Origin of the sequence: Acinetobacter sp. HZNU-JH01 (assembly GCF_037996845.1) — a bacterium.
Lineage (GTDB): Bacteria > Pseudomonadota > Gammaproteobacteria > Pseudomonadales > Moraxellaceae > Acinetobacter > Acinetobacter haemolyticus.
The window spans coordinates 1-12,299 of sequence record NZ_JBBMZX010000001.1 but is presented as its reverse complement, the minus strand read 5'-3'; the positions used below and the strand labels follow the sequence as shown (position 1 = coordinate 12,299).

The 12,299-nt window shown below is 38.4% G+C and carries 13 protein-coding genes; 4 read left to right on the top strand and 9 right to left on the bottom strand.

Translation table 11 applies throughout. The features are described from left to right. Positions 1–146: 146 nt before the first annotated feature. Complete coding sequence (locus AAC851_RS00065; RefSeq protein ID WP_005090013.1) at positions 147–1,106, bottom strand: metal-dependent hydrolase; 960 nt, start codon at positions 1,104–1,106, stop codon at positions 147–149. Between the two features lie 467 nt (positions 1,107–1,573). Here AAC851_RS00065 and AAC851_RS00060 point away from each other — a divergent pair, with 467 nt between their 5' ends. The 4 genes from AAC851_RS00060 to AAC851_RS00045 all read left to right on the top strand — a co-directional run bounded on the left by AAC851_RS00060 (position 1,574) and on the right by AAC851_RS00045 (position 4,069). Beyond that, positions 1,574–2,191 carry a TetR/AcrR family transcriptional regulator gene (locus AAC851_RS00060; protein WP_004639509.1) on the top strand — a complete coding sequence of 206 codons (618 nt, stop codon included), beginning with the start codon at positions 1,574–1,576 and terminating at the stop codon, positions 2,189–2,191. A 78-nt stretch (positions 2,192–2,269) separates the two neighbouring features. Continuing rightward, on the top strand, positions 2,270–2,842 hold the full coding sequence (locus tag AAC851_RS00055) for a nuclear transport factor 2 family protein (RefSeq protein WP_017395080.1): 573 nt from the start codon (positions 2,270–2,272) through the stop codon (positions 2,840–2,842). A 20-nt stretch (positions 2,843–2,862) separates the two neighbouring features. Next, the gene (locus AAC851_RS00050; protein WP_005082619.1) at positions 2,863–3,363 is read left to right on the top strand and encodes a chalcone isomerase family protein; all 501 of its coding nucleotides are present in this window, start codon (positions 2,863–2,865) and stop codon (positions 3,361–3,363) included. 10 nt (positions 3,364–3,373) lie between these two features. Continuing rightward, positions 3,374–4,069, top strand: a complete 696-nt coding sequence (locus tag AAC851_RS00045; protein WP_017395079.1) for a response regulator transcription factor — start codon at positions 3,374–3,376, stop codon at positions 4,067–4,069. Here the strand turns inward: AAC851_RS00045 and AAC851_RS00040 are convergent. From AAC851_RS00040 to AAC851_RS00005, 8 genes are all read right to left on the bottom strand, one after another. Continuing rightward, entirely contained in the window at positions 4,066–5,394 is a 1,329-nt protein-coding gene (locus tag AAC851_RS00040; RefSeq protein ID WP_004639515.1) for a sensor histidine kinase, read from the bottom strand. The two genes, AAC851_RS00045 and AAC851_RS00040, sit on opposite strands and share 4 nt — an antisense overlap. A gap of 22 nt (positions 5,395–5,416) precedes the next feature. Then, positions 5,417–6,478 carry an SAM-dependent methyltransferase gene (locus AAC851_RS00035; protein WP_017394996.1) on the bottom strand — a complete coding sequence of 354 codons (1,062 nt, stop codon included), beginning with the start codon at positions 6,476–6,478 and terminating at the stop codon, positions 5,417–5,419. An 8-nt stretch (positions 6,479–6,486) separates the two neighbouring features. After that, the gene (locus tag AAC851_RS00030) at positions 6,487–7,263 is read right to left on the bottom strand and encodes a DUF1295 domain-containing protein (RefSeq protein WP_008941341.1); all 777 of its coding nucleotides are present in this window, start codon (positions 7,261–7,263) and stop codon (positions 6,487–6,489) included. A 30-nt stretch (positions 7,264–7,293) separates the two neighbouring features. Next, positions 7,294–8,490 carry an SAM-dependent methyltransferase gene (locus AAC851_RS00025; RefSeq protein ID WP_008941342.1) on the bottom strand — a complete coding sequence of 399 codons (1,197 nt, stop codon included), beginning with the start codon at positions 8,488–8,490 and terminating at the stop codon, positions 7,294–7,296. After that, complete coding sequence (locus tag AAC851_RS00020; RefSeq protein ID WP_075315445.1) at positions 8,468–9,283, bottom strand: DUF1365 domain-containing protein; 816 nt, start codon at positions 9,281–9,283, stop codon at positions 8,468–8,470. Before AAC851_RS00020 ends, AAC851_RS00025 begins: the two co-directional genes overlap by 23 nt. Next, positions 9,277–10,572 carry an NAD(P)/FAD-dependent oxidoreductase gene (locus AAC851_RS00015; RefSeq protein WP_340600296.1) on the bottom strand — a complete coding sequence of 432 codons (1,296 nt, stop codon included), beginning with the start codon at positions 10,570–10,572 and terminating at the stop codon, positions 9,277–9,279. Before AAC851_RS00015 ends, AAC851_RS00020 begins: the two co-directional genes overlap by 7 nt. After that, positions 10,569–11,555 (bottom strand): acyl-CoA desaturase, encoded by a 987-nt coding sequence (locus AAC851_RS00010; protein WP_340600295.1) that lies wholly within the window; start codon positions 11,553–11,555, stop codon positions 10,569–10,571. The genes AAC851_RS00015 and AAC851_RS00010 overlap by 4 nt, the downstream gene beginning before the upstream one ends. Before the next feature lie 195 nt (positions 11,556–11,750). Next, on the bottom strand, positions 11,751–12,299 hold a 549-nt coding region (locus tag AAC851_RS00005; protein WP_017396341.1), incomplete at its 5' end, for a lipocalin family protein.

Below are 12,299 nucleotides of genomic sequence, written 5' to 3'. Positions count from 1 at the left end.
AAAAACACCTTGAAGATCTTGACAGCATAGTGGACGAATAAAATATGACTAGAACCAAACTGCTCATATAACAATGAGCTATTCTGCCAACTAAACTCATAAAATCCGTCCTGCACTACTTACTGCAACTCAGTTCAAACTCTAAATTAAGCAGCTTGAATCTTCGGTGTAAATTCCTTCACAAAGAACGGATGTAAGGCACCGCCTTCTGACAACAATTTCTTCTCGTAGTATTCAAAATAATGTGAGGCATCATGGTCATTTGGGTGAAAGTCACGACGCAGATAATCAAAGATTCGACCTTGTGTGCTACCAAATACGCCATCTTTTGGACTAAAGATTAATTTCACACCACGTCGAGCATCTTTCCAAAATTTCGCAGTTAACATTTCTTGCGGTTTACGCAAGACTGGAACCAATGTTGCTGAGAATGGAATCAACCCAAGAATCGTGAAATATGCAAGGAAAAATCCTGTAACACGTAACGCATAATTACCATTCAATGTTTGATAAACATCATAAGCAACATCCTTATGTTCAGACTCTTCAAGCATGTGCCACATCCACAGAGCACGTGTCTTTGCATCATCAGAAAAATAGAAGTTCTGCTCATGCGCCATCATGTATTCTGCTAACACGGCCGTGAAATGTTCGATTCCAGCCATTAGAGAAAGTTTTAATGGTTGTGGGAATTTCAAGAAAATATAATCAAAGAACTTTTCACCCAGGAAGCGGTATAAACGTACTGGATAATCTAGTTCAACAATTGCGTCATTAAATTCATTGTGTAATTTCGAATGAATTGCTTCTTGACCAATCAAAGATGTTACACGTTGTTTTAAAATAGGATCTTTGAGCAAATCACGATGGTGACGTGCTGTTTCAATCACTAAGTCTTCACCATAAGTTAAGAAAACAGAAAGCGTTGCAAAGAAAATCGTTGCAAACTGGTTATTCATATAGAATGATAAATCAATCTGTTTACCTTCAAATCCGATTGCCAAGTGTCGAATGGGTATGCTTTTTTTACTCGCAAAATCGATTTGCTCAGTTATTGGGTTGGATTTAAATAAACTCAAACCTTTGTTCAACGTGCTGCTAATCATGGCTACACCTACCTACTTCACTTGAGCGTCATTTGCCCTTTTGCATTCTTTGGATTAGGCTCATCTCATTTCGTTATACTCATTCATCATTAAGTAACGAAAAAAGATTCGGGAGATTTTATTGAACCTAGTTCCCTACTAGAACCAATGTAAACCGATCTTATGTTCGGATTCAATTCGGGTAAAATCGTTTGGTTTTTGATCTTAAATCACTTACTTATAAAGCTTAAAAACATCAAAAATCCAAAACACCAAATAAGAATAAGCTGTTTAATAACAACATCTTAAAATCATTTTAATTTTTATAAGATTTCAATAAATTCAAATAGTCTATTTTATATTACAGATATGAAACATAAATTTTAAAAACTGTAATTCTATCTGTTCGGATTATTTTAATCAGTCTTTAACTTCAGATCGCAGCATGCTAATCTGACAATATGTTCGGATTTTAATAATAACGCATTATGGTTACTCGCAAACCCCGTCAATCTCGCTCAAAAGTTACTGTAGATACGATTATTGAGGCAGGATTTATCGCTGTTGCAACCAATGGTACAAGTGGCACAACCACACGTCATATTGCTGATATAGCAGGAGTAAGTGTCGGTTCTTTATATGAGTATTTTAAAAATAAAGAAGAAATTTACGATGCCATGGCCAAAACTTTTGTCAAAGAAGTTCTCGACATGGTGAAAGAGCTCACCCCTATTATTGTTGAAATGGAGTTAGAGCCTTTATTTGAAATGATTTTCTATACATTTCGTGATCTGCTTACTCGTGACAATGATCGTTATTTGATATGTCTGCGATATGCAACCGAGCTCAAATATGAGCGTTATATTGGTCAGATCGAAATGGCACTCATGGAAGTGCTGATGAAATACATGATGCGCCATCCAAAATATTTAAAAGTAAATAATTTGAGCGTCACAGCCTATATCAGTATTAATAGCAGTATCTTTAATGTAGCTCGTCATCTGATATTACCAAATCCACAAATCACTTTCGATGAAATGATCAAAGGCCTAAGCACGATGATTATTAGCTATATTGAAGCTGAATTGGCCAAAGCAGAAGCCTAAAAACCATAGTATTCATCATTCACAACATCTTCACGTAACCAACTATAAGCTGGATACAATGAATATAGGAGAATGATGATGTCTACCGTTATAAAGCTTTCGATTGCTGCACTCAGCATCATTTCTTTGTCTGCCTGCAAAAGTATCCCTAGCTATACTCCTGATTATAGTCAAGCTCGTCAGCAAATCGCAGGGATTAATTTGAATGATCAACAAGCGTTGGAAGTAGGTCAACGATTTGTTGCAGCTTTCAATACGCTTGGTACCCCACAGTTTGTTGACACAGCTGGTCAACTCTATGCTGAGCAATTATTTATAAATGACACACTGGCTCAGTTTTCATCTAAGCAAGACTTAATAAAGCACTTCAATGGAATGAATCAACGCGTTAGTAATGTCTCGGTTAAGTTATTAAATACTACTTATCAACAAGACTCTGCATACGTGCACTGGCATATGACATACGACTTCAAATTTTTAGGTCGTAACAAAACCATGTCATCTTATGGAATCAGTGAAATTAAAATAAATCCGGCAAATCAAATTGTATTCCAACAAGATTATTGGGATCCTGCCAATGGTTTGTATCGCTCACTTCCATACGTCAGTGGGGTCTACGCTTGGTTAACACCGTTTAAGAAAGTTACCTAACAGAATCTTAAGGAGTTGATATGCTGATCTTAAAAAGACATTTGGCACTATTGTCATTTGGGGTGTTTACACTGGTAACAACAACAATAAGTCATGCCTCTTTACAATCATGTGGTTCAGCACCTTTAATTGTGACCAAAAAAAATGTGGGAACTGTGAGTTACCTCGCCGAAGATTGTAGTAAAAATTGGCAAGATCAAAGTATTCGCCTAGATTTCAACTACACTCACGACATTCCTGAATGGGCCTTTAAGCGAGCAGCTCAACACTTCCTCAAAAAGAATGTTGATCGTTATAGTTCAGATTCTCCACTCAATCGCATTACCCAACTTTATCGGCCTGTACGGAAAGGTGATCTTTATCGTCTTGAATACACCGCCTCCTCAAAAACACTTGCACTAAGTCTAAACCAAAGAGTTTTAGGCTCAATTCAGGATGCACAAGCCAACCAATATTTTAAAATTTGGTTTGGGCAATCTCCATTTAGTGCTAAATTAAAACAACAACTTTTAAATGAATAAATCAAATACAATGCCGAATACAAGTTATTTCATCTTGATGGTTGAAGATCATTACGAGCTGGCTTCAACCGTCTGTGAATTTTTAGAAGACCACGGTTTCGTTATTGATCACGCACGTAATCTAGATGCTGCTCGCCAATTCCTTAAACAACAGCCCTATCACCTATTATTGTTAGATATCAACTTACCTGATGGGTCTGGCTATGAACTATGCGAGTGGTTAAGAACAGAACGTGGTTTGGATATTCCGGTACTTATGCTAACAGCACGTGATACCTTGGATGATAAACTCAAAGGTTTTGCCTCTGGAACAGATGATTATTTAGTTAAACCTTTTGATTTTAATGAATTAGTCGTACGCATACGAGCCTTAATCAAACGTGCAATGGGTGAAGTGTCCAATAGTAAACTTCAAATACATGATCTTGTCCTTGATAGTGCCACTCAACAAATTACTCGTGCTGGTAAAATCATCGATTTACCCCCTATTCAGTTTAAATTATTAAAAATCCTGATGCGAAACTCACCTAAAGTGATTAGCAAACAAGAAATTGTCATGGAACTTTGGGGAGATGAAGAACCTGAAAGTGATGCCTTAAGAAGCCATATTTATAACTTACGTAAAATGGTTGATAAACCCTTTGAGCAAAAACTCATTCATACGGTATCTGGGGTCGGTCTTAAAGTTGCTGTTGCTTCTGATTAGTTTAAATACACCACGACAATCAACCCTGTAGTTAAAGCCAAGTCCAGTTGTGGGTGAGTTAAGAGATAAAATTGACGATCGTATAACTCTACTCGCCAACCCAATTGTTTGCATAACTTCTGTACAAGCTGCAATCCGATGCCGTGTCCTTTGGCTTTGAGTTGCAATTGTCGATCCGAGAGTTGTTGTACTTTTAAATCATCCGGCAATTTGATTCCAATGCCATTATCTGCAATCAAAATACTATTCTTCTGTTGAATGATATGAATATCTGAACCTTCAGAATAGTTAAGTGCATTACGCAATATATTACTGAGTACCATTTTAGTCATCGAAGGATATAACCATCGTAACTGCTCAGCATGTTCTTGGATTACATGGATTTGCATTCCTTTGGAATGACTAACAGGCTCCAAATCAAATACCAAATCTTGCACGATTTCTGAGAGTTTAGCTTGCTCTATCGTCAAGGTATTCGTCGTATTTCTTGCTATCGCTAATAGGGTATCAACTAAAAGCTGCATATCCTCAATGGTATTTTGCAGACGAGTAAGCGCTTTATCTTGTCCATATCGTGCCTGACACAGTTGCACGTTACCTTTTAAAATCGTAAGTGGGGTACGCAGCTCATGACTAACATCTCCAGTAAACTCACGCTCTCGCTGGATAAACTCACTCAAAACCACATGATATTTTTCCAAAGCTTGCTTTAAATACTGTGCCTCCATATTGCCATTTGTTGAAATATCTTGAAATGGTGAAGCCTCTTTACTCTGATGCTCCCAATCTATTTGCTCAAGTGCATTTGCCAAACGAGTAATCGGTGAAAAATAGCGACGTGCGCGACGATTCGACCACCATAAAAAACTATAAAGAATAAATAAGCTAAACATAAGTGGCGCAAGACCAAATAGCCACACTAGTTTATTCACATTACTTTCGCCAAAGACTAATAACACATGTTGACCATTACGTTCACCATAAACAGTCATGCGTTCTTTACCATCAATGAAGATACGATGCACACCAGATTGGAGCGACATTTGTCTAAATGGTTGCGGTGGAATATCAGTCATCCAGCGATAACCATACAGATTTTTGGTGTCAGGTAAATCTGCATTGGGATTACGCTCTATACGCATCCAATAATGTTCCATTTCCTGCTCTAGAGCTGTTTTAAGCAGTGATCCTTTAATTACCCACGCACTGCATGAAATCCCGATCACAATTGATAGTGCAATTAGACCAATCTGCAACCAATAATGGCGGCTGAATATCTCGCCTAAAGCGTGCGATTTCTTGGTTGCAGTGGTTTTTATTATCATATCAACTCGATTATTTAAGGGATTAGGATGTTTTCAATCGCTTATTATTTTTAAATAAAAAGTGACCAATCACCCATTCCTGTCCTTGTTCAAAACCGAATAGCTCAGCACAAGCCATAAAGAATATACGCCAACGTTGCCACCAAGCGGCTGCATCTTGTCCATAAACACGTTCAAAGATTGGTTTTAAATATTGCTGTTGTCGATCCATATTTTCTAGCCATGCATTTGCGGTCTTTTCATAATGACTACCCGCCCATTGCCATTGCTGAGATAATTCTAAATGTTTTTGGAAATGTAAAAATGTTGATGTCGCTGGCATTAAACCACCAGTAAAAAAGTATTTTGACATCCAATCATATTCACTTTTTATCTCAAAAGGATAATGCATAAAACGATGACAGAAAATATGACACCACAATAAACCGTCTGCTTTTAACCATCTGTGGATTTTTTCAAACAATTTTTCATAGTTCCGAACATGTTCAAACATTTCCACTGAAACTACTCGGTCGAAACGATCTGAATCCAATTCAAGTACATTCACATCACAAGTAAGCACTTCTATATTATTCAATTTTCTAGTCGATGCTTGCGATAAAATATGTTCACGTTGTGTTGCAGAGTTTGAGACAGCAGTAATTTTGGCATTTGGATAACGCTCTGCCATCCATAAGGTGAGTGAACCCCAACCACAGCCTAACTCTAGAATATCTTGTCCATCATGTAATTGTGCACGCTCACAATATAGCTGCAATGCAAATTCTTCCGCATCATTTAAACTGGTTTTCTCATGCGGGAAATAACACGCGCTGTATTTTAAACGCTTGCCTAGTACAGCCTGGAAAAAAGCTGTCGGCAATTCATAATGCTGTTCATTGGCAATGTCTGTAGCAATTGCAATATCGCTTTGCTTCAGCATAGCCAACACATCCATATATCGTTGTGCTGACTGTTCAGGATCATAACGCCCTTCCTGAATTAAGCGTTTTTTACTAAGCGCACGAATTGCCGCGCGAATGGCTTGATCTGGGACAATCCCCGTTTCTACCAATTTTAAAGATTGTTGAATAATAAAGTCCATGTGCGCACCTACTTTTTGGGTTTCCACGGAATAAATATAGAAGTCCGTTGTTGATAGTCGAGATAATTCTGCCCTCTATTTCTCAGGGCTTGTTGTTCACTAAAAGGTATACCCGTGATGTAATATAAAAATAACCACATCAATACAGGGTAAATCCACAGCAAATATTGTCCTGCCGCCAAACCAATGATTGGATAAGCAAACCAATGTAACCATTCAAAAAAATAATTAGGATGACGTGAGTAACGCCATAAACCCTGATCCATTGTTTTGGCATGATTGTTAGGATTCTGCTTGAATCGATACAGTTGTTGATCTGCAATCACTTCACCACAAAATGCGATTAACATCACAGCCCCAGCAATCCATAAAGACAAACTGGTCAAATCATTCCATTGAGCTGCAGGGATATTGAGTAAAATCATCATGGGTAATGAGAATAAAATCGCCAAACCCGCTTGAAACATAAAAAATGCAAAAAAGCCCAAATGCTGATATTTGCCCATCGCACGACGCATATTGGCATAACGACGATCTTCAACTTGCTCATCGAGATAACGTCGCAATAAATGTCCAGCTAGACGCAAAAACCAAATCGAACTCAGGATTCCAAGAAAGTATCGAACCGAAAGCGGTGCTTGATCTTGAATGAACGCAGTTAATCCAATGTTGAGCGCGATACAGAAACTCCACGCCGCATCAACAATTCCAGCACGGGAGTTCAAACTTGCCCATAACCAGCAGCAAATCATGATCGAGACATTGATCAGAAGTAGTGTCAACATGGATTTACCTCAGGCATTCAACAAAATGACCTAATATGGGTTTGCTTGAAAGAGCATATGTACATCACTGATCACGCCCTCTTTGAATCCACCTTCGCAGTAACAAAGATAGAAATCCCACATCCGTATAAAATTATCATCAAACCCTAAAGCTAAGACTTGCTCACGGGCTGCTAAAAAGCGTTCACGCCAATGATGAATCGTTATAGCGTAACTTTGTCCAATATCCTCAAGATGCTTCAGTGTCAGTTTTTGTTCGGAAGCCGTCTGGGTCAACACACTGATGCAAGGAATAAAACTACCTGGGAAAATATATCGCTTAATATAGTCCACTGTAGTTAAGGCTTTTAAATATCGCGCATCTTCGATGGTAATGGCTTGAATCAAAGCCAAACCATTTGGCTTTAATAATTGACGGCATTGTTGAAAATAAGTAGATAAATATGCCTCACCAACAGCTTCAACCATCTCGATCGAAACTAACTTATCGTACTTTCCTTCAAGTAAACGATAATCTTTAAGTTGGATATCCACACGATGACATAGCCCTGCGGCTTCTATTCGTTGCTTTGCTTCTTGATACTGGGCTTCAGAAATCGTAATCGTTGTGACTTTACAACCGTAGTTTTGTGCCGCATATATGGCAAAGCCACCCCAGCCACTACCAATCTCAACTAAATGGTCCATGGGTTGTAATTTCAGCTTTTGGCAGATTAATTCCTTTTTATAATCAGATGCTTGCTCCAAGCTCATCTGTTCATTTTGAAATACTGCGCTCGAGTACATCATTGATTCATCTAAGAATAATTTAAAAAAATCATTACTAAGATCATAATGCTCTGCAATATTTTTACGGCTTCCAGAAATTGAGTTATGACGCGTTTTATACCAAGCTTTCAGTAAAAACTGGCTGGCTTGAGAGATCACATTTTGATTGATTTTATCAAGCAAATGACGATTTCGAGACAGAAGCTGTATCAAACCAACTAAATCTTCACAATGCCAATAGCCACGAATATAGCCTTCAGCAGCGCCGAGTACACCGTTCTTTAAAATGAGATCGAATAATTGTTTGTCGTGAACGTCAACCTCAACATGTAAATCAGCCTGCTCACCCACGGTACCATTCCATAAACCACGAAATGTAATTTGACCATGGCGAAGCTTAAATAAGCTTTTGAGTACCCAAGGGAGCGAATTTTGTTCACCGAAAATGAGAGTTTTCATAATGTTCTTTTCTGTCCTTCTCTTTATTTGGGTGTCGATAAAATGGAACTTTTTTCCTCCATAAACGAAACGCTTGTAGATAAATTTGCGCTAACATTTTGAAAGGTTCAAAGACATGATAAATAGCATATCGACGTAGTTGTGAAGGCTGCGTGATGTCAGATAGCGTAAAGCGCATATTTGCATCAAATATCTTTTGTTCTTGTTGATAAAGCTGCATATAGATCACGTGTTGCTGCATTGAAAAATGAAATCGCCACCGATAATCAAGCTGCATCGGCATGAAAGGTGAAACATGGAAAGATTTTTCAAAGTCAAATTGATAACCTTGAAAATCTGCACGCTGTTGAGCCTGTAACCGACAATCATGCACGTACACCTTACGCTCATTCCAAGGGGTATTGGTAATCTCGCTTAAAATGAATAAAGGCTGCTGCTGTGCATCGAAAATGAAATAGAACACAACAGAGTTAAAACGAAATCCTAAACTTCTTGGCAATGCCAGTATTCGGATATTCGTGTGACTAGGTAATATGCTATCAGTCTGCTGTAGAATGATTCGCTTAATCTTTTCTCGGATTGAACCTGATTGTTCTGTCAGAAAATCCTCAGGATATAGATTTAACAAACTCCAATGGCGTTCAGAGCATAATTTTGATTGACTGAGTAAATCAGAGAGTTGCTCTGGATCAAACCAAAGATATTTGAGATCAGTTGAGAACTCATGTGACTTGGGTTGAAAACGCCGATGCCGTATCTGAGCAGAAGCGATGGCAAATGAACTGTTTAGCATAGCTCAACCCCTTGCTGTTCGGCGACTGAAGATACCTGTTCAATCTGAGCCACAACACGTGCAGCACTGCTTGCTCCATCCTCATGAAAACCCCATCCCCAATACGCACCGCAAAAGGAGCTACGATATTGTCCATTGATTTCGCGCCAACGTTTTTGTGCGTCAATCGCTTCGGCATTAAATACGGGATGTCGATAATGTCGTTCAACTAAAATTTTATCCGCAGCAATGTTCAAATTTGGATTCAGTGTTGCAAAAATTTGAGTTTTACAGGATAGGTTTTGCAACTTATTCATCCAATAACTAAAACCGTAATGCAAATGTTGCGACGAAATTGTATTTTGATTTTTCGTTACATGAACATGCCAGCTCGCCCACTGAGATCGACGCTTCGGCATGATGGACTGATCGTGATGAACCACCATATGGTTATCTTGATAACCAAACTGCCCTAACACATTTTGCTCCAACTGCGTCGCATCAGTTAATAGCGCTAAAGTATCATCTGCATGGCTAGCAAAAATCACCCAATCATACTGTTCTACACCATGCAGGGTTCTCACACTAACTTGATCTGAGTGACGTGTCACAGCACTCACTGCCATAGCTCGCCATTGGATATTTGCACACGATTTTCGGATCGCCTCTATATAGGAAGCTGAACCACCTTGCACCGTTTGCCATTGTGGTCTTTGCTTGAGCTGTAACATACGATGATGCTGAAAAAAACTTACGACAAATTTATAAGGAATTTTTCCAACTTGATCGACTGGACTAGACCATAATGCGCCACACATTGGATACAAGTGTTCATGTCTAAAAGCGTCTGAATATGCGTGTCGATTTAAATACTGATCAAGCGTTAATTGCGAATCACAATCTGCAACAACCACGTCTTTATTGTTGTCATAAAAACGGATTAAATCTGCCAACATGTGTAGAAAATCTTTTTTTAAAAAATTCTGTGGCTTGGCAAATAATGACCATTTTTTTGACGGGTTGTACTGTAAGCCAGTTACAAGGTTGTTCACCGAAAAACTCATATCACTACTTTGCGACTCTACTCCTAACTCAGCAAGCATCTCGCTAAATAAAGGATAGTTGTATTCATTGAATACGATAAAACCACTATCTACAGCCAGTGACTGCCTTTCGATGCAAAAACGATGCGTGTCCGTATGGCCACCAAAATAATCATTCTTTTCAAATATAGTGACCTGATGGCGCGATGAAAGTTTCCATGCGGCATAGAGTCCAGAAATTCCCGATCCAATAATTGCGATTTTCATGAAGACTCCCCTTGTCCAACTTTCTGTTTATTGATATTTATTTGCTGAGAGTAGGATTTTTTTGCCTCATATACCCGCTGAGGAACAGGTTTCATCCCCCAAATCAACCCTAAACAACTCATTATTTTTAATAAATAATAAGTAATGTCTATTTGCCACCAGTAAAAACCTTGACGTACGCTGCCTGCATAAAAATGATGATTGTTATGCCAGCCCTCACCTAAGGTGATAATTGATAAAATAAAATTATTCCGACTATTATCTGAAGTTTCAAAATCACGGCGGCCATATAAATGAGCCATCGAGTTAATGCATAAAGTCGCGTGAATCAACAACACTGTAGAAATCACAAATCCCCATACCAAAAGCTGTAACCCAGATGTTGCCAAATGCGGATATGCAGCAGCCAACCATTCTCCCAGACCATAAATGGAAGCGGCTGTGAGCAAAACAACAGGTAAACTAAAACGATCTAGCCAAACAAGTTCTGGATATTTAAGCCAATCTCTCACGACTTCTTTGCGGATCGCAAAATTCTGATCATTGAGAAACCATCCAATATGGCTGTACCAAAATCCATGTGTCGAAGAATGGGGGTCTTGTGCTGTATCCGTATAACGATGATGGTAGCGATGGTGAGCTGCCCACCACAAAGGACCGCGCTGAGCACTCATTGTTCCGATTAGGATAAAGATAAACTGAACTATACGAGAAGTCTGAAAGGTCTTATGGGATAAGTAACGATGAAAGAAAGCTGTGATTGCAAACATGCGAATCAGATAAAAGAACAACATAAAAACAACAGCAAACCAAGACACACCAACCCAAAACACCGCCAAGCAAGCGACGTGCAGCAGAATGAACGGTAAAATTCTAAACCATTGGATGTTACTGTCTTTAACTGTATTTGTAGAATCAACGTTTGTACTTAAACTGGCAGTCGATGACCAACTATCGATCCATTGCAGAAAAAATTTAAGCATTTTGGCATCCTAGTTCGGATCATAAATATTCTTTTTATGATGTTAATAATATTGATATGAATTTTACGTGAAGCCATTTCACTAGATGCTGCATCAGACTCAATTCTACATTCATTTTATTTCATATTTTTAGCAAGTTATGAAGCACTTATACCTCATAACTCTGCTTAATAAAATGATTTAATTAATTGAAAGTTATGGTGTCTTGTGCGATGTTTTGACCAAATGTTCTACATCGTAGCCATACTGACGTGCTGTTTCGACATAATCATTATAAATCTGCTCATTCAGCTTTGGTGTTCTAGACAAAATCCAAAGATATTTCTGGCTTGGCCCACCTACCAATGCCACTTGGTAATCTGGATCAACTCGTAAAATCCAATAATCCCCCTTAGTGAAGGGTACCCAGCGTAAACCTTTTGGTAGAAAACTTACCTTTAATTTACTTTTGCCTTCATTTTGGGGGTAAGCGATACCCTCAGCCTGATCGATTTGATTTTGTTTATTGCGACAACGATTAACCACATTAACTGTATTGTCATAATTGAGTTGATACTCGGCAGTCGTATCCCCTACGCAATTACGTTGAAAAAACATAGGCAGATGAGCAATTTCATACCATTTTCCGGCATATTGTTGAATATCAATACGTTCAACAGCTTGATTTTTGGGTGTTTGTGATTGAGCAAATGCGAAACTTGAAAACAGGGCTAAACAACTACTAAACAATAATTTTTGATACAT